This window comes from Streptomyces sp. YKOK-I1 (assembly GCF_054660435.1).
Map to the genome: position 1 here is coordinate 1,637,002 of NZ_BAAGDR010000001.1, position 17,214 is coordinate 1,654,215.

At 72.6% G+C, this 17,214-nt stretch carries 17 protein-coding genes and 2 pseudogenes; 11 read left to right on the forward strand and 8 right to left on the reverse strand.

The genetic code is table 11. The features are described from left to right. The first annotated feature begins 120 nt into the window (after positions 1-120). From ACYQ8Q_RS06665 to ACYQ8Q_RS06685, 5 genes are all read left to right on the forward strand, one after another. Positions 121-816: a response regulator gene (locus tag ACYQ8Q_RS06665; protein ID WP_460062750.1), complete on the forward strand. Its 696-nt coding sequence runs from the start codon at positions 121-123 to the stop codon at positions 814-816. After that, positions 717-2,411, forward strand: coding sequence for an ATP-binding protein (locus tag ACYQ8Q_RS06670; protein WP_460073201.1), 1,695 nt, complete (start codon positions 717-719; stop codon positions 2,409-2,411). The genes ACYQ8Q_RS06665 and ACYQ8Q_RS06670 overlap by 100 nt, the downstream gene beginning before the upstream one ends. Then, positions 2,408-3,019 (forward strand): hypothetical protein, encoded by a 612-nt coding sequence (locus ACYQ8Q_RS06675; protein WP_460062751.1) that lies wholly within the window; start codon positions 2,408-2,410, stop codon positions 3,017-3,019. Before ACYQ8Q_RS06670 ends, ACYQ8Q_RS06675 begins: the two co-directional genes overlap by 4 nt. 74 nt (positions 3,020-3,093) lie before the next feature. Continuing rightward, on the forward strand, positions 3,094-4,488 hold the full coding sequence (locus ACYQ8Q_RS06680) for a histidine kinase (protein ID WP_460062752.1): 1,395 nt from the start codon (positions 3,094-3,096) through the stop codon (positions 4,486-4,488). Further along, the gene (locus tag ACYQ8Q_RS06685; RefSeq protein ID WP_460062753.1) at positions 4,485-5,153 is read left to right on the forward strand and encodes a response regulator; all 669 of its coding nucleotides are present in this window, start codon (positions 4,485-4,487) and stop codon (positions 5,151-5,153) included. The genes ACYQ8Q_RS06680 and ACYQ8Q_RS06685 overlap by 4 nt, the downstream gene beginning before the upstream one ends. Before the next feature lie 139 nt (positions 5,154-5,292). Here ACYQ8Q_RS06685 and ACYQ8Q_RS06690 read toward each other — a convergent pair whose 3' ends face one another. The 3 genes from ACYQ8Q_RS06690 to ACYQ8Q_RS06700 are packed head-to-tail and all read right to left on the reverse strand — an operon-like array spanning position 5,293 to position 8,752. Then, complete coding sequence (locus tag ACYQ8Q_RS06690; RefSeq protein WP_460062755.1) at positions 5,293-6,270, reverse strand: VOC family protein; 978 nt, start codon at positions 6,268-6,270, stop codon at positions 5,293-5,295. Further along, complete coding sequence (locus ACYQ8Q_RS06695; protein WP_460062757.1) at positions 6,267-7,145, reverse strand: alpha/beta fold hydrolase; 879 nt, start codon at positions 7,143-7,145, stop codon at positions 6,267-6,269. The genes ACYQ8Q_RS06690 and ACYQ8Q_RS06695 overlap by 4 nt, the downstream gene beginning before the upstream one ends. A gap of 8 nt (positions 7,146-7,153) precedes the next feature. Beyond that, positions 7,154-8,752 carry a bifunctional 3-(3-hydroxy-phenyl)propionate/3-hydroxycinnamic acid hydroxylase gene (locus ACYQ8Q_RS06700; RefSeq protein WP_460073203.1) on the reverse strand — a complete coding sequence of 533 codons (1,599 nt, stop codon included), beginning with the start codon at positions 8,750-8,752 and terminating at the stop codon, positions 7,154-7,156. A gap of 228 nt (positions 8,753-8,980) precedes the next feature. On the opposite strand from ACYQ8Q_RS06700, the gene ACYQ8Q_RS06705 reads away from it, so the two are divergent. The 5 genes from ACYQ8Q_RS06705 to ACYQ8Q_RS06725 all read left to right on the forward strand — a co-directional run bounded on the left by ACYQ8Q_RS06705 (position 8,981) and on the right by ACYQ8Q_RS06725 (position 13,139). Continuing rightward, complete coding sequence (locus ACYQ8Q_RS06705) at positions 8,981-9,613, forward strand: TetR/AcrR family transcriptional regulator (protein WP_460062759.1); 633 nt, start codon at positions 8,981-8,983, stop codon at positions 9,611-9,613. Next, on the forward strand, positions 9,610-10,329 hold the full coding sequence (locus ACYQ8Q_RS06710; protein ID WP_460062760.1) for a 2-keto-4-pentenoate hydratase: 720 nt from the start codon (positions 9,610-9,612) through the stop codon (positions 10,327-10,329). Before ACYQ8Q_RS06705 ends, ACYQ8Q_RS06710 begins: the two co-directional genes overlap by 4 nt. 116 nt (positions 10,330-10,445) lie before the next feature. Further along, entirely contained in the window at positions 10,446-11,495 is a 1,050-nt protein-coding gene (locus ACYQ8Q_RS06715; protein WP_460062761.1) for an amidohydrolase family protein, read from the forward strand. Between the two features lie 28 nt (positions 11,496-11,523). Further along, positions 11,524-12,162, forward strand: coding sequence for a DUF6629 family protein (locus tag ACYQ8Q_RS06720; protein WP_460062762.1), 639 nt, complete (start codon positions 11,524-11,526; stop codon positions 12,160-12,162). Positions 12,163-12,206: 44 nt separating this feature from the next. After that, the gene (locus ACYQ8Q_RS06725) at positions 12,207-13,139 is read left to right on the forward strand and encodes a hypothetical protein (protein ID WP_460062763.1); all 933 of its coding nucleotides are present in this window, start codon (positions 12,207-12,209) and stop codon (positions 13,137-13,139) included. A 50-nt stretch (positions 13,140-13,189) separates the two neighbouring features. On the opposite strand, the pseudogene ACYQ8Q_RS06730 reads toward ACYQ8Q_RS06725, so the two are convergent. The 5 genes and pseudogenes from ACYQ8Q_RS06730 to ACYQ8Q_RS06750 form a co-directional block, all read right to left on the reverse strand. Then, a pseudogene (locus ACYQ8Q_RS06730) lies at positions 13,190-13,390 on the reverse strand (recombinase family protein); the annotation flags it as partial. Between the two features lie 43 nt (positions 13,391-13,433). Then, positions 13,434-13,580 (reverse strand): annotated as a pseudogene (locus ACYQ8Q_RS06735) (IS30 family transposase); the annotation flags it as partial. A gap of 143 nt (positions 13,581-13,723) precedes the next feature. Further along, on the reverse strand, positions 13,724-14,095 hold the full coding sequence (locus tag ACYQ8Q_RS06740; protein WP_460062764.1) for a VOC family protein: 372 nt from the start codon (positions 14,093-14,095) through the stop codon (positions 13,724-13,726). A 345-nt stretch (positions 14,096-14,440) separates the two neighbouring features. Then, complete coding sequence (locus ACYQ8Q_RS06745; protein WP_460062766.1) at positions 14,441-14,866, reverse strand: hypothetical protein; 426 nt, start codon at positions 14,864-14,866, stop codon at positions 14,441-14,443. Positions 14,867-15,199: 333 nt separating this feature from the next. Beyond that, the gene (locus tag ACYQ8Q_RS06750; protein WP_460062767.1) at positions 15,200-16,882 is read right to left on the reverse strand and encodes a recombinase family protein; all 1,683 of its coding nucleotides are present in this window, start codon (positions 16,880-16,882) and stop codon (positions 15,200-15,202) included. On the opposite strand from ACYQ8Q_RS06750, the gene ACYQ8Q_RS06755 reads away from it, so the two are divergent. Next, positions 16,883-17,209 (forward strand): antibiotic biosynthesis monooxygenase family protein, encoded by a 327-nt coding sequence (locus ACYQ8Q_RS06755; RefSeq protein ID WP_460062768.1) that lies wholly within the window; start codon positions 16,883-16,885, stop codon positions 17,207-17,209. Positions 17,210-17,214 lie beyond the last annotated feature (5 nt).

Genomic DNA, 17,214 nt, shown 5'->3' on the forward strand with positions numbered 1-17,214 from the left:
AGTTGATGTGATCGACTCAGGGTCAGACAATAACGGAACCGTAACGGGTGATCATCCGGTCTATGTGATCATCCGGTAACAGAGGCCCGTCCCAGGGCCGGCGGTCCCGATACTGAGCCCATGCCACGTGTTCTGCTGATCGAAGACGACCCCGCCGTCCGGGAAGGGGTCGCGCTGGGGCTGCGCCGCCAGAACCATGAGGTCGCCGCCGTCCCGACCGGGGAGGAGGGCATGGAACGGCTGCGGTCCTTCCGGCCCGATGTCGTCGTCCTCGATCTGATGCTGCCCGGCATGAGCGGCCTGGACGTGTGCCGTGCCGTCCGCTCCGTCGACCAGACCCTGCCGATCATCATGGCGACCGCGCGGGGGGATGACGTGGACATCGTTGTCGGTCTGGAGGCGGGCGCGGACGACTACGTCGTCAAGCCGGTGCAGGCGCGGGTGCTGGACGCGCGGATCCGTGCCGTGCTGCGCCGGGCGGGCGGAGGGGCCCCGGGCGACGGCGGACTGCCGAAGATCGACACGTACGGGGAGCTGGCCGTCGACCGGGCCGGGCTGTCCGTCACCGTGCGGGGCGCCCCGGTCCAGCTCGCCCCGTCCGAGCTGCGGCTGCTGCTGACGCTGTCCGCCTCGCCGGGGCAGGTGTTCAGCCGGCAGCAGCTGCTGGAGGCGGTCTGGGAGCACAGCTACCACGGCGACGCGCGGCTGGTGGACGCCTGCGTCAAACGGCTGCGCGCCAAGATGGGCGACCCGCCGCGCGAACCGCGGTACATCCAGACGGTCCGCGGTTTCGGCTACCGGTTCGCGTCGCGGTGAGTCGCGCGGTGCGGGCGAGGACCCGCGGCAGAGGGACCGGGAGCGCGCCCGCCCCCGAGGAGCAACCGCCCCCGCCTCCGCACGGGGTGAGCACCCCGGTGAAGGTGAAGGGGGCGCGCGCTCCGTCCCGGGTGGTGCTGCGGGGGCTGCGGGTACGGCTGGTGGTGGCGTTCGGGCTGGTCGCCGCCCTGGCCACCACCACGACCGGTGCGCTGACCTTCCGCGAGGCGCGCAACGGGGTGCTCCAGCAGAGCCAGGACACCGTCATCCGGACACTGCGTACCCAGGTCAGCCGGCTCTCCACGGGCGTCGGCTACCCGCCGACCGAGGAGGTGCTCCGGCGGTTCGCGGCCGACGTGGCGCTCGCCGAACCGTCCGGCACCTGGCGCGTCCTCGTCACCTACGACGGGATGAGCGTGACCTCGATGCCCGGCTACGGCTTCGACGAGGTGACGCCCGCCGTGCGCGAGGCCGTCGACGCCAGTTCGGCGACCGTGTTCCAGCGGGTGCGCAAGGACGGACGGACCTCCCTCGTCGTCGGCATGTCGGTCGTCTTCGCCTCCGCCGAGGGCGGCCGCATACCCACCGGGATCCGGGTCTTCCTGACCGTGCCCCAGACCGACGAACAGCGGTCCGTCGACGCGCTGGTCACGGCCATCGAACGGGCGACCGCGTCGGCGCTCGGCGTCGCCGTGCTGCTCGCCCTGTTCGCGGCGCGCGGGGTGCTGCGTCCGGTCCGGGCGCTGCGCCGGGCGACCCGCAGCATCGCCGAGGGCCGGCTCGACACCCGGCTGGACGTCAACGGCTCCGACGAACTCGCCGATCTGTCCCACACCTTCAACGAGACCGCGGCGGCGCTGGAACAGTCCGTCGCCGAGCTGCGCGGCATGGAGGCGCGGGCCCGCCGTTTCGCCTCCGACGTCTCGCACGAGCTGCGCACCCCGCTGGCCGCGATGTCGGCGGTCACCGACGTGCTGGACGAGGAGGCCGCGCACCTCGATCCGGACACGGCGACCGCGGTACGGCTGATCAGCGAGGAGACCGTGAAGCTGGCCCGGCTGGTGGAGGACCTGATGGAGATCTCCCGCTTCGACGCGGGGGCGGCGGAACTGCACCTGGACGAGGTCGACCTCGCCGAGTCCGTACGGCGCACGATCTCCTCCCGGGGCTGGTCGGACGCGGTCGAGGCCCGGCTGCCGGGGCCCGACCAGCTGCGCGGCCGGGTCGATCCGCGCCGGCTGGACGTGGTGGTGGCCAACCTGGTCGGCAACGCCCTGCGGCACGGCGGCCGGCCGGTGCGCCTCACGCTGTCCGAGGGCGGGCCGCACGTCACGCTGCGGCACGCGGTCCTCGAGGTGGCCGACAGCGGGCCGGGCATCCCCGAGGACGTGCTGCCGTACGTCTTCGACCGCTTCTACAAGTCCGACAGCGCGCGCACCCGCACCGAGGGCAGCGGGCTGGGCCTGGCGATCACCGAGGAGAACGTACGGATGCACGGCGGTACCGTCCGCGCGGCCAACCGTCCGGGCGGCGGTGCCGTCTTCACGGTCGAACTCCCGCTGCGGCGGGACGAGTCGGCGTGGGAGAACCTGTGACGAGACCGGCCTGCCGTGCGGCGCTGCTGACCGTCGGCGCGGCGCTCGCGCTCTGCTCGTGCGGCATCCCCTCGTCGGGTGTGGTCGAGGCGGGCGGTCCGGCGAGCGGGATCACCGCGACGACCCCGCTCTACTTCGTCCAGGACGGCGCGCTGTTCGCCGTACGCCGTGCGGTCCCCGAGGCCGGGGACGCCGCGGTGGCCATCGAGCAGATGCTGGAGGGCCCGGACGTGGTGGAGCGGTCCCAGGGGGTGACCACACGGGTGGCCCGGGCGTCGGGGCCGGAGTCCCTCCTCCCGACCGAGGACGCCTCGCAGACCGTGGACGACCTCATCGACGCGGCCCGGCGGGCCGCCTCGGCGGTCCCCTCCGCGTCCGAGGCCGCCGAGAGGCCCGTACGGGCCGAGAGGGAGGACCACCGGTTGTCGGTCTTCCTGCCGCCGGACGTGAAAATGGAGAGGTCCGCCCTGGCCGAGCGGCAGCTCATCTGTACGGCGGGCCGGGCTCTGCGCGTCTCCCTGCGGGACGGCAAGACGGTGACGGTGACCGTCACCGCCGCCGACGGCACACACACGGAGGGCACCGACGAGGACTGCCCTGACCCGTAGAACGGGCGGGGCCCGGTGCTGATCCTGCCTGGGCCGGGGACGGGGCCGGGACGGGGACGGGGACAATGGTGTGCATGAGCGCGCCGCGCGCGGCAGCCGCCGCCGACACCGCCCGGGGGACGGCCCTCCCCTCGTCCCCCGGGCTGGACGACGCCTGGGCGCATCCGCTGCTGGGGCGGCTGCTGCGCGACCAGAGCCGCAGACAACGGCTGGACCGGCGGCATCCGTGGCTGCTGGACACCGCGGTCGTGCTGTTCGTCGTGGCGATCACCCTGCCGGACCTGCTCCAGGGCGGGCGCACCTCGCCGTTCGGCGAGACCGACGCACGCGACCAGGTGGCGAACGGTGTCCTGTACCTGCTCGTCGCCGCCCTCGTCGTACCGCTGTGGTGGCGGCGCCGGGCCCCGGCCGTCACGTTCTTCGTGATCGCGGCGGTGTCGGTGGTCCAGTGGGCGCTGGGCGTCTGGCTGCCGACCGGGATGGCCGCGCTGATCGCCCTGTACACCCTGGCCCGCCGGGGGTCCCTGCGGATGCTGGGCTGGGCCGTCGCGGTGACGGTGGCGGAGCTGCTGGTGGCGGTCTTCGTCCTGGTGCCCATGGAGCACCCGGTGTTCGGCGCGTTCTTCCTGCTGGGCACGGCGACCGCAGCCGTCGCGGTCGGGCTGACCCTGCGGATCCGGCGGATGTACCTGGAGGCGCTGGAGGACCGGGCCCGGCGGCTGGAGATCGAGCAGGAGCAGCGGCTGCGGCTCACGGCGGCCGCCGAGCGGTCCCGGGTGGCGCGCGAGATGCACGACATCGTCGGCCACAACCTCTCCGTCATGGTGAGTGTGGCCGACGGCGCCGCGGTCCTCGCGGGCAACCGGGGCGAGCGCTCGCAGGAGGCGCTGCGCATCCTCGGGGACACCGGCCGCCAGGCGATGAGCGAACTGCGCCGGGTGCTGGGCGTGCTGCGCGAGGAGCAGCGGGACGAGGTGCGGATGCTCGGGCCGCAGCCCGGCGTCGGGGACCTGGACGCGCTGCTGGGCCGGGTCCGTGCGGCGGGTGTGGGGGTGACGTACCGGACGGTGGGCGATCCCGGTTCGCTGGGCGGCGGGGTCCAGCTCACCGTGTACCGGGTGGTCCAGGAGGCGCTGACCAACACGCTCAAGCACGCGGGAGCGGGGTCCTCGGCCGAGGTCGGCGTCACCGTGGACGCCGGGGAGGTGCGGATCAGGGTGGCCGACACCGGCGTACCGTCCGGGGCGCCGCCGCGTACCTGGCCGGACGGGGACGACGACGGACCCGGGCACGGGCTGGTGGGCATCCGGCAGCGGGCCGCCATGTACGGGGGTACCGTCGTCGCCGGGCCGCGCGAGGCGGGGCACGGCTGGCTGGTGGACGTGGTCCTGAACGCTCCCCCCGCGCCGGCTCCTTCGGCTCCTTCGGCTCCTTCGGCTCCTTCGGCTCAGGGAGACCATCTGTCATGACCACCGTGCTGATCGCCGACGACCAGCCCTTGCAGCGCATGGGCTTCCGCATGCTGATCGAGGGCACCCCGGGCCTGGAGCCGGTCGGTGAGGCGGCGCACGGCGCCGAGGCCGTCCGGCTGGCCGCGCAGCTGCGCCCCGACGTCGTCCTGATGGACGTCCGGATGCCGGGCATGGACGGCCTGGAGGCCACCCGTCGGATCGTCGCGGGCGGCGGCCGCACCCGTGTCCTGATCGTCACCACCTTCGACCTCGACGAGTACGCGTACGACGGCCTGCGGGCCGGTGCCAGCGGCTTCCTCCTCAAGGACGCGCGCCCCGAGGAGCTCGTCGCGGGCATCCACGCGGTGGCCACCGGGGACGCCGTCGTCGCCCCGCGCCTGACCCGGCGGCTGCTGGACGCGTACGCCCATCAGGTCCTCGCGCCCGGCGGAGCCCCCGTGGCGGAGGATCCCCGGCTGCGGACGCTCACCGAGCGCGAGCGCGAGGTCCTCGTCGCCATCGGGCAGGGCTGGACCAACACCGAGATCGCCGAACGGCTCGTCCTCACCGAGTCCACCGTGAAGAAGCACGTCGGCCGCGTCCTCGCCAAGATCGGCGCCCGCGACCGCATCCAGGCGGTGATCACGGCGTACGACGCGGGGCTGGTCAGGGCGAGGTCGTAGTACGGGTGAGCCATGTGGCTGCGCGACGTCCCCTCGTACACGGGTCCCAGCCGTGGGAGCGCGCTTCCGGCTCGTCGGGCTCAGGGGTGATCGCGTGCCGTGGCTGAAGGGTCACCCCTTGATCAACCGGGTCGGCCTCTCAGAAGCGCGCCGGGCGGACGAGCGAGCGGGCGGCGATCCGGAACTGGTCGAGGGTGTCGACGATCGTCCGGCCCACCGGGGTGTGGCCCCAGACGCTGATGCCCTGGTGGGTGGAGGGCTCCCAGGTGCGCTCGTCGACGACGAGGGGGTTCCAGCCGACCTCCCACTCGAAGCCCGAGGGGGTGCGGGCGTAGTAGGAGAGTTCCCTGTCGTTGGTGTGCCGGCCGACGGACAGGGCCATGTCGAAGCCGAGTTCGTGGACGCGCTCGTAGCTGCGGGCCAGGTCGTCGAGGGAGGCGGCCTGGATGTTGAGGTGCTGGACGCGGGTGCGGACGGGGTCGATCGGCAGGCCCCGGACGGCGGCGATCGCGATCGAGTGATGGCGTTCGTTGACGCGCAGGAAGCGGATCCTGAGCTTGACGCCGCTGATCGTCTCGTCGATGGAGTCGGTGAGCCGGGCGTCGAAGACGGTGTGGAAGTAGCCGCGCGTCAGGGCGGGCCTGGCCGAGGTGAGCGCGACATGGCCCATGCCCGCGTCGCCGGTGACCCAGCCGGAGGCGAGCATCCTCAGAGGTTCGGGCGACCGGGCCGGGGTGGTGCAGATCTCCTGGGTGATGCCCTTGGGGCCGGGAAGACGCAACAGGCGTTCGACGCCGCGCAGCCGCGCCTCCTCCGCGCTGCCCTCGGCGACGGGGAGGCCCTGGGCCCGGACGCGGGCCTCGATCCGCTCGAAGGTGGTGTGGTCGTCGACGTGCCAGCCGATGGCGACGACGTCCTCGGCGGGTCCGCGCCGCAGCAGGAAGCGGCACGCGTGGTCGTCGAGGCGGAAGCGGAGCAGACCGGCGTCGAGGTCGTCGTGGTGCATGCCGATGGCGTCGGTGCCGAAGCGGCGCCAGTCGGTGAAGCGCTCGGTCTCGACGACGAGGTGACCGAGGCGGACCGCGCCGAAGACGGAGGCGGTGTCGTGCGGGGTCATCGCCGGCCCGCCAGGAAGTCGGCGCAGAGCCGGTTGAAGAGCTCGGCGCGCTCGAACTGCACCCAGTGGCCGGTGTTGGCGACCTCGTACAGGTCGCAGTTGGGCATACGGCGGGCCAGCATCCGGCCGCCCGAGGGGCGGTTGACCTTGTCCGCGGCGCCCCACAGCACCAGGGTGGGCACGGGCAGCCGGGACAGCCGGTCGTCGCGGGTGAGGTCCATCCTCCACAGCGTGCGCAGCGCGTGCGGCCCGGACGGACGGCGCAGCGGCGGGGCCGCGATCACCTCCGGGTCGATGCTCGCCTCGTACCGGGCGTCGATCACCGAGTCGGGGACGTCCGCGGCGTTGAAGACGAGATGGTTGCGGATGAACCGCTCCAGTTTCGGCCGCGAAGGGCCGTCCCCGGAGTAGTAGTCGAGCAGACTGGTGAGGCCGGGGGTGGGCAGGGCACGGGTGGTGCCGATGCCGCCGGGGCCCATCAGGACCATGCGGTCGACACGGTCGGGGGTGTCCAGGGCGAGCCGCAGCGCACCGGCCCCGCCGTAGGAGTTGCCCACCAAGTGGGCCTTTTCCAGGCCGAGTTGGTCGAGCAGTCCGCGGATGCCGGCGGCGAGGTCACCGAAGGGGTCCGTCCCGTCCACGCCCTTGCTGCTGCGGCCGTAGCCGGGCAGATCGGGCACGACGACCCGGTGGTCCTTGGCCAACTCGGCGATGTTGCGGGTGTAGTTGGAGACGCCGGAGGCGCCGGGGCCGCCGCCGTGCAGCAGCAGGACGGGCGGGCCGTCGCCGGTCTCCGCGACGAAGATCTGCCGGCCGCCGACGTCGAGCAGCGACTCCTGCATCGGCGGCGGTGCGGTGGGTGCGGGTGTGCGCATGACGGTCCTCACGGGGTGGTCGGGGCGGTCGGGGCGGTCGGGGCGGGCGGGGCGGGCGGGGCGGTCGGGATCGTCCGGTACGGGGTGGGGGCGAAGCCGGCCGGTGGGGGCGGGAGCGGGGCGCCCGGGCCGGCGGCGGCGTAGACGTAGGCGTCGGGGCGCAGGGCGAGGGTGGCGGCCCGGTGTGCGGTGAGCCAGGACAGCAGGACGCCGTCGCGGTCGACGACCGCCCCCTCGGCGGGGTGCGATCCGGCCGGGAGGACGGCCAGCGAGGGCACTCCGCGGCGGTCCCAGGCGGGCTGCGGGCGGGGCGGGCCGAGGTGCAGCAGCAGCCAGCGGCCGTCGAGCACGTCGTCCAGCCGGACCCGGCCGCCGTCGGCGCCGGTCACCCAGGGCTGGGGGATCTGGCGCCCGGAGGCCCTGGTGCGCGGACCGGCCAGAAAGCCCTTCGCGTAGTGGGCGACGGGGATCCAGTGGGAGTCGACAAGGCGGGAGCCGACGCCCGCCACACGGTGTACCGCGCGCAGGGCGGTGTCGCGGACCCGGGCCACGGGGAGCCGGCGTTCGGTGATGATCCGCCCGACGAGCACGGCCCGCCGGGTCACCTCCTTGACGTGCGGCTTGCGTTCGGTCTCGTAGGAGTCGAGGACGGTGTCGGGCAGTTCGCCGCGCAGCACGGCGGCGAGTTTCCAGCACAGGTTGGCCGCGTCGCGGACGCCCGCGGCCATGCCCTGGCCGATCCACGGCGGCATCGCGTGGGCGGCGTCGCCCGCGAGGAAGACCCTGCCCACCCGGAAGCGGGCGGCGAAGCGGACGTGGTGGCTGTAGACGGTGGCCCGCAGGATCCTGATCCGGTCGCGGCCGATCCCGTACCGGGAGACCATCGCGTGGATCGCGTCGTCGGTGGTGAGCCGCCGCTCGTCGTCGCCGGGCAGGACCGGGAACTCCCAGCGGTGGTGGCCGAGCGGGGTGGGGCAGTCCACCGCCGGGCGGGCCGGGTCGCAGCGGAAGCGCAGCCGGTCGTGGTCCGGCCAGGGCCTCAGCATCTCGGCGTCGACGACGACCCAGCGGTCCTCGTACGTCCGTCCCTCGTAGCCCACGTTGAGCTGGGCGCGGGTGAGGCTGGAGCCGCCGTCGGCCGCGATGACGTACCGCGCGCGCAGCCGTCGTACGGAGTCGTCGGCGGTCCCGACCACCGTGAGTTCCACTCCGGTGGCGTCCTGGCCGAGCCGCAGACACTCGTGGCGCAGCAGGATCTCCACGTTCGGGTAGCGGTCGACGCCCTCGCGCAGGACCTGCTCCAGGGCCGGCTGGTAGAGGAACATCTGCGGCGGATGGCCGTGTCCGCGCGGGGCGGGGCGCGCGCTGAGGAAGGTGCGGCCGCCCGCGTCGACGAAGTCGAGGGGGCGCTCGGCCAGCATGTCCCGCTTGAGCCGGTCGGCCAGGCCGATCCGCTGCCAGATGCGGATGACCTCCTCGTCGGTGGAGATGGCCCGCGCCCGGGAGTAGATCTCGGCGGCCCGCTCCACCACGACCACACGGAGGCCCATGCCGCCGAGCAGGTTCGCCGCGGTGACGCCGGTCGGCCCGTAACCGATCACCGCCACGTCGTACACGCGGTCCTCGGTGCCGCCCTCGGCTCTCTCCTCGGCTCTCTCCTCGGCGCTCTCCTCGGCGCTCTCCTCGGCACTGATCGCACTCACCGGGCCACCTCGCTGTCGTCCCTGGAACCGCATCGGCTCTTGCTGTAGTGGTCATTCCAATTGGAGTAGCCGCTACGGTAAGGTGGGCGCACCGAGGGGTCAAGTGCCGGGAACGACGGAAGGGCGCACGCCATGAGCAGGGCGGAGTCGACGCGCAGGAAGCGCGCGAACGGTGTGGAGTCGCGGCAGCGCATCCTGGACGCGACGATCGAGATCGCCGGCGAGCGCGGCTACGAGGGCACCTCGATCGCCGCGGTCAGCGCCAAGTGCGGACTGCCCGCGAGCTCGATCTACTGGCACTTCAAGGACAAGGACGATCTGATCGCGGCGGTCATCGAGCGCAGTTTCGAGACCTGGCTCGCGGCCGTCGTCCTGCCCGGCGAGGAGGCCGGCACCCCGCAGGAGCGGATCGCCCTGATGGCGGCGAACGTGGCGAAGTCGCTGGTCGACGCCCCGGACTTCCTGCGCCTCGGTCTGATGCTCGCCCTGGAACGGCGACCCACCGAGCCACGCGGGCGGACCGTCTTCCTCCAGGTCCGCGAGATCGCCGGACGCAAGATCGCCGAGGTGGTGGGGACCCTCGTGCCCGAGCTGGACGAGGAGGCCGTGCGCACCCTCACCACGTACGCCGTCGCCGGCGCCGACGGGCTGTTCATCCAGCGGGAGATCCACGGCGACGCGGTCGACCTGCCCGCGATGTTCCAGCTGCACGCGCGGCTGCTCTTCGAGACGGCCCGGCGCCTGGCGTCGGAGGGCGCGGGATGACCCTGACCGCCGGGCAGCGCGAGGAGGCGGCATGGCTGCTGCGCAGGGCCGAGCACCGGGTGCGCCCGAGCGACCCGCTGTCGGCACTGCTGCCCGGTCTGGACCCGGCCGACGCGTACGCCGTCCAGCAGTCCGGCCTCGCCCGCAGGCCGACCGACGGCGCCTCGGTCGTCCGCCACGAGGTCGGCCTCACCTCGGCCGCGATGCGCCGGCTCCTCGGGGTCGACGAGCCCGACCACGGCCGTCTGCCGGACGACATGACCCACTGCGACGGCGCCACCGTCCTCGCCGCACGCTACCGCGCGCCCCGCGTCGAGCCGGAGACCTGCTTCCGGCCCGCCCGCCCGCCGCGCGGCCCCGGCGTCACCGTCGCGGACGTCCTCGACGCCACCGAGGCCGTCGCGCCCGCCCGGGAGATCGCCGACAGCCGTGTCCGCGACTGCCGGATCACCCCGGCCGACACCATCGCCGACAACGCCGGCTCGGCCGGCCTGGTCCGCGGGCCCTGGACGCCGCCGCGGCACGCGCCCGACCTGGCCTCCGTCACCGCCGACCTGTTCCTCGACGGCGAGCGGGTCGCCTCGGGCGCCGGACACGAGGTGCTCGGCGGACCCGCCCGGGCCGTCCCGCCACCGCGGTGGCCCGGCCGGCCGACACCCTCGCCGCTCCCGGTACGCCCCTGCGGACCGGCCGGCCGGTCCTGCCCGGCGCCCTGACCACCGCCCCCTCCGTCGGCGCCGGCCAGAAGGCCGAGGCACGGTGCAGCGGCCCGGGGGCCGTATCGGTGATCTTCGTCTGAACGTCCCTTCCGGAAAGCCGAGAGCCACGCCCCATGACGACCGCACCCCGCCGTATCGACGTCCACCAGCACCTCGTCCCGGACCTCTACCGCGACGCCCTCACCCGGGCGGGCATCACCGAGGCGGGCGGCCGCGCCCTGCCCGACTGGAGCCCCGAGGCCGCCCTGGAGCTGATGGACCTGCTCCGGACCGAGACCGCGATCCTGTCCGTCTCCACCCCCGGCACCGGCTTCCTGAGCGACCCCGCCGAGGCCGCCGGCCTGGCGCGCCGCCTCAACGACCACTGCGCCGAGGTCACCGCCGCACATCCCGGCCGGTTCGGCTGGTTCGCCACCCTGCCGATGCCCGATGTCGCCGCCTCGGCACGGGAGGCCGAGCGCGCCCTCGGTGAGCTGGGTGCCGACGGGGTCACCCTGCTCGCCAACAACCAGGGCGTCTACCTCGGCACCGAGAGCCAGGACGCCCTGTGGCGGGTCCTGGACGCACACGGCGCCGTCGCCCTCGTGCACCCCGCCGAACTGCCCGGCCCCGCCGTCGACGGCATCCCCCCGTTCGCCGCCGACTTCCTCCTCGACACCGCCCGGGCCGCCTATCTCCTCGTACGGGACCGTGTCCCCCGGCGTCACCCGAACATCCGGTTCATCCTCAGCCACGCCGGCGGTTTCGTCCCGTACGCCTCCCACCGCATGGCCGTCGCCCTCGCCGCCGACACCGGACGCAGCCCCCTCGACAGCCTGGACGACCTGCGCGGCTTCTACTACGACACCGCGCTCTCGGCCGGCCCCGCCGCGCTGCCCACGCTGCTCGCCTTCGCCCGTCCCGGGCATGTGCTGTTCGGCAGCGACTGGCCCTTCGCCCCCACCCCGGCCGGCCAGTACTTCACCAACGGCCTCGACGACGGCGTGGACCCCGGCACGCTCGCCGCGATCAACCGCACCAACGCCGAGGCCCTCTTCCCCCGGCTGGCCGCACACCCGCCCGCCCCGGCCCCGGCCCGGTCGTTGCCGGTCCGGCTGCGGCACTCCGCCCGGCGCGCCGGAGCCCGCCTGTTCTACCGGATGGTCCAGCCGGGAACCCACTGATCCGGAAGACCGGCCCTATCGTGGCCTGATGTGCTGGAGTGCGACGGCCGATCTCGTGGCGGGCACCGGTGTCGCGGCCGTCGGGGTGGCCTCGGTGGCGCGGGTGCGCGCCCCACGGGACCTGCCGCTCGCCGCGCTGCCGCTCCTGCTCGGGGCCCATCAGATCGTCGAGTCGGCCGTCTGGCACCGGGGCGGGGGCGGCGGGGCCGCCACCGTCGTCTGGGCCGTCATCGCCCTGCCGCTGCTGGCGGTGTGGGTGCCCGCGGGGGTGTGGTGCGCGGCCGCGCCGCCCGCCCGTCCCCGGCTGACCGGGCCACTGGCGGTGGGCGTCGCGACCGCGGCGGCCCTCGGGTACGGGCTGGCCACCGGCCCGGTGACGGCCGAGATCCACGGCCGTACCGTCGGCTACACCTTCGGCCTCCCCCACCCGTTGGTCCTCGTCACGGGCTATCTGCTGGCCACCGTGGGTTCCCTGCTGCTGTCCGGCGACCGCCGGCTGACACTGCTGGGCGTGCTCGTCGCCGTGGGGGCGCTGGTGTGCTGGGCGCTGTGGCGGCTGGAGTTCGTCTCGACCTGGTGTGCGCTGGCGGCCGTGTGCTCGGTCGTGCTGTACGACTGGGCGCGCACCCGGCCGCCCGCCAGGACGCCCCTCGATCAGGTCAGGTGAGTCCCGGCGTGCGCGGTGCCGTGGCCCGGTGGAGGCTGGGCGGCATGGCGGGCAGGCGCGGACACGAGGGCGGGACGGAAGACGTGGAAGCACTGCTCGACGGCCTCTACACCACCCCGCCGTCCGGTTTCGTGGCGCGCCGTGAGGAGCTGGCCCTGGCCGCCAGGACGGCGGGCCGGACGGAGGACGCCCGCCGGATCCACGGGGCCCGCCGGCCCACCCTCGCCGCCTGGGCCGCGAATCTGCTCCTGCGGTCACGGCCGGAGGAGAGCCGCCGGTTCCTGGAGCTGGGGCAGGCGCTGCGCAGGGCCCACCGGGACCTGGACCCGGCCGCGGTCCGGGAGCTGTCCGACCAGCGCCGCAGGATCGTCGCCGCGCTGACCCGTCGGACGGCCGACCTCGCGCTCGACGCCGGGCAGCGGCTGTCGGCCGCCGTGCTGACCGAGGTCACCGCCACCTTGCAGGCCGTGCTCGCCGACGCCGACGCGGCGGACCGGTGGGCCACGGGCCACCTGGACAGCGCCCTCGTCCCGCCCTCGGGTTTCCCGGCGCGCGCCGCCCCGGAGCGCGCGGTCCATCGCAACCCGCCGCACCCTCCTCGTACGGCCCCTCCTCGTACGGACGAACTCGCCCGGCGGCGCCGGGAGCGCCTCGCCCGGGCCCGTGCGGTGGCCGACGCCACCGCGCGGGAGCGGGACGAGCGGCGCGCGGAGCACACCGACGCCGAGGCGGCCGTACAGCGGGCGCGGGACCACCACGGACGGGCCCGGCGGGAGGCGGAGGACGCGGAGGAGGCGCTGCGCCGGGCCCGGGAGGCACTCCGGTCGGCGGCAGAGGAGGAGCGGCGGGCCGAGGAGCGGTCCCGCACCACCGCCGCCGCGTCGGCCCGTGCGGAGCGGGAGGCCCGGCGGACCGCCCGCGAGGCGCACCGGCTCGAACCGTCTGCCGAGGACGGCCGTCCACCCGTCCGACCCTGAGCCTTGGCAGCGTCCAGACCCGCCCGTGTGCGCTCAACGATCATGTCTCGCTCAAGCTCAGCAAAGGCAACCATCATCGTGAGGAAGAACTTGCCCTCACCCTTCGGCGAGTAGCTACCAGCCAGCGTGCCCGTCAGAATCCGCAGCGCGATCCTCCGGGCGTGCAGATCCTCAGCGATCGTGAGCACGTCCTTGGTGGAACGGCCCAAACGGTCCAGCTTCCACACGGCAAGAGTGTCGCTCTCCCGCATGTAGTCGAGAGCAGCGAGCAGCCCGGCACGGACGGCGTTCTTGCCGGACGCCGCCGCTCTGGTGCAGAAACCGACGGGCGCTCTGCATCGGTGCCCCGAGCGCCCTCCCGATCAAGCTGAACGATTGCCCCTCGCGCCACCGTCTCCAGATCTCATCCTGCTGAGCCGGTGAAAACCCGTAGTCACGCACCTGTGCCTCCACGATCACGTGATCATCCGTGGGTGGTGCGTTGATCACTTGAGGGTGCCATCGTTTGATAGACGCTCAAGAGGACGTCCAGTTGGAGTACGCCAGGACGGCCGGTATCCGTCAGCGAGGGTCTGAACCCCCAGTCAGCCTCTGACGATGCAGAAGGGGTGCCCAGCCGGATCGGTGAGAACTCGCGCCTTGACCCCATGGGGCTGGTGATCCGGCTTGCCCGCGCCCAGCTCCAGCAGCCGGGCCTCGGCTTCCCCCAAGTCCTCCTCGACCTTGAAGCAGATGTGAAGCTGCTGGGGAACGGTCTGGTCAGGCCAGCGCGGAGCCCGGTAGCCGTCGACCCGTTGAAAACCGATGGAGAGCCCGTCCTCACGGTCGAGAGCCGCGAAGTCGGTGTCCGACTTCGGGTGGGGTTCGAGGCCGGTGGCCTGCTGATAGAACGCCGCCAGAGCCAACGGATCAGGGCAGTCGAGTGTTATCGCGCTCAACTTCATCTGCAGGGGCATGACACCTCCGGACGATCAGTGGACTTCCCTGATGCACACTCTAGAGACGACTACCTAACGAAGCGCGGGATTATGCGCCTACATGACCGCTGAGCTGCGGTTTTCCCACCAGTTTCGACTATTTCCCGGGCGCGCGCACGGCGGGTAGGGCGGGGGTGCCCGGGAGCGAGCTGGAAAAGTTCCAGACCCCCCTTCCTTCCCGCCAGCGACCGTCAGTCGTCCAGCGCCACGCCCCGCCAACCCTCGTATCCGGCCAGCTTCCGGCGCGCACCAAAACGACTGTCCATCGCGGCGAACAGCGCCCGCTTACCCCCAGTGGTGCCCAGCGAGCGAGCAAGCACCGGCTCAGCGGCACAGAACGCCTCCCAAACGGCAGACGTGCGCAGTTTTCAGCGCGAACGGAGCCGGGGGAGTGGTGATGGCGGCAGCGGCATGGCGCAGAGATGCAGCTTCCTGATGCAGGAGCGCCCGTGCTTCCGCTTCGGCGAGCAGTACGTTGGTCTCGATGGCGCCTGCCTGACGCTCCAACTCTGCGCGCCGCTCTCCGGCCTCAATGGCAGGGGCGTAGTACCAGCGAAGTCCGGCGGCCACGTCCGCCAGCCAGTCCCCCACGCCCTTGCGGATCAGCGGAAGATCCCGCCACTCCCCGCCGGGCGTCGCCCAACTTGCCCCCGTCCATACGAATGGCAGTGGGTCGCGAGCCTTGTCGGCATGCTGGGCGGCAGTCTCCAGCGCGCGACGGGCGGCCACGTCGTCTATGTACTTCCTCAAGATCCGACTCTCTGTAGTTGCGTCCGAGCCTTGCCTTTCCGCTGTCCCCAAGATCGCGAAGCGGCGGAGGACCCGCAGGTGACCGGAGATGGACCAAAGGTCAACCGTTAGGTGACTCCATGGACCCACAAAACGCCAGTTCAACAGCGGAATAGGTGAAAGGAGAGACCAATATGAACATCTACCGCTGTAGGGCAAACCGGGAACGGTGTCACCATCGTCATTCGTCACCGGCCGACACCATCCACAGGGCCACAATGCCCGCAGGAACGCCCACGGCCCGCCGCCGGAGGGGGATTCCAGCAACGGGCCGTGAACGGCGCGCTCAGGCGCCTACTTGACTGGCGCCTCTGCCCAGTGCACAGTCACCCGATCCTCCGTGTTCGCGTTCCGGCCACGGCCGATGGACTTGGCAATGGTGATGCGGTCGACGAAGAACGCCAAGAAGCTACGCCGGTCCTCCAGGCCCCAACTGCCCCACGTCGAGTCCGGCCCCAGCGGGTCACCCTCCGGGTCCGTCCATTCCGAGGGGATCGCCACCGTGCCAGCCTCGGCGGTCCCCAGTTCTTCCACGCGTCCGGCCGTTCGCGCTTCGTGCGCCGTCAACCGCTCCACGGACTCACGGAACATCTGGTCACCGACGGCACCCGCGTACAAGCCGGCCTGCCGGTCGACATACAGCGTGCGGAGCGCTTCCCGTACGTGCTCCAACTCGGCGCGTGCGGCTGCTAGTTCGGCCTGCCGCTCGCCCGTGTCCGCTTGCGCTGCAAACCGGCGTGCGGCCTCGGCGAGCCATTCGAGATCTTCGGAGTCTTCGGGGTCCAGCGCTGACAGGCGGGACCACACCGTACGGGCCACCACGTCGTCGGCGGCGTCCATGTTGATGGCCAGACCACCGTGTCCCGGTACGGCGCCGGACTGGGCCCGGTTGCACCGATAGAGCTGCTTGCCCTCCCTCCGGTCGGTCACCATGGACGACCCGCAGACGCCGCAGAAGAGCATCCCGGCGCCACCCAGCAGAGACGGCACCGAGCGGCCACCCTGACGGACCACCTGGGGCGCACGGCCGTCGAGTACCTCTTGAAGGCGCCACCAGTCATCCGGCGGAATGATCGGCTCATGCGCAGCCAGCGGGGCCCCTGAGTCGTCGCGCAGGATGACGCGCTTGGCCCCCTGGCGTTCGGCGGCGTAGCCAGCAAGGCGCGGGTCACGGAGGATGCGGAGCACAGTGGACGACACCCACGTCGTACGCTCCAGCGGCTGGCTGATGCCTCGGGCCCGGCGGGCGGTCACACGCGCCGACATGTCCGCTGCTTTGGTCGGTACGCGCTCAGTGTTCAGCTTGCGAGCCATGGCCGATGCGGTCATGCCGCCCAGCGCCCAGGTCACCATGTCGCGCACGTACGGGGCCTCAGCGGGATCGGGGACCAGCCTGACCACCACCAGTTCCCCGCGCGGTTCACGCGTCGACTGGAAGCCGTACGGGGCCATGCCGGACACGTGGCTACCTGCTGCCCTCAGCGTCTCTTTCGTCGCCGTGATGTACGCCGACTTCATGTCGGACTCTTGCTGGGCCAGCGCGGCGATAAGGCCGAAGATCGCGACGCCCATGGGGGTGGACGTATCCAGGTAGGGCTCTTCCACGCTGACGAGCAGCACGCCGTGTTCGGCCAACTCCTCATTGATCAGCATGGCCTCAAGGGCACCCTGTCGAGTGAGGCGGGACAGCGAGAACACGACCACTGCGTCTACGTGCCCGGCACGAACGGCGGACATCATCTCCTCGAACTCCGGCCGGACAACCTTGGGGTCCCAGCCGGATTTGCCGACGTCGGCGAAGTGGCCCGCGTTGTCCCAGCCTTTGGCCGTGATCAGCGCCTCGCACTTGGTCCGCTGCGCTTCGGGGGACGACGCGGAGTCGTCCTCACGCTTCCTTGACTGTCGGATGTAGGACACTGCGCGCACATGGTCCAGATCAGGGGTCCAGTCGGGGCCCCGTTTGACGAGAGGTGTCATGTGCCTAGCGTAGTAAAAATCAACGTACTGACCGTCCCGGCCGAGCAGCGGGAGACCCTCGAGAAGCGGTTCGCCGCGCGGGCGCATGCCGTGGAGAACTCGGACGGGTTCGAGTGGTTCGAGCTGCTCCGCCCGGTCGAGGGCACCGACACCTACCTCGTCTACACGCGCTGGCGGGACGAGGAGTCGTTCCAGGCGTGGATGGAGGGCCCGATGAAGTCCGCGCACCGGGGCGGCGCCGAGGGCGAGCAGGCCCGGCCCGCCGCCTCGGCCTCGACCCTGTGGTCCTTCGAGGTGGTGCAGCAGGCGGCCCCGAAGGGCGCGTAGCCGGT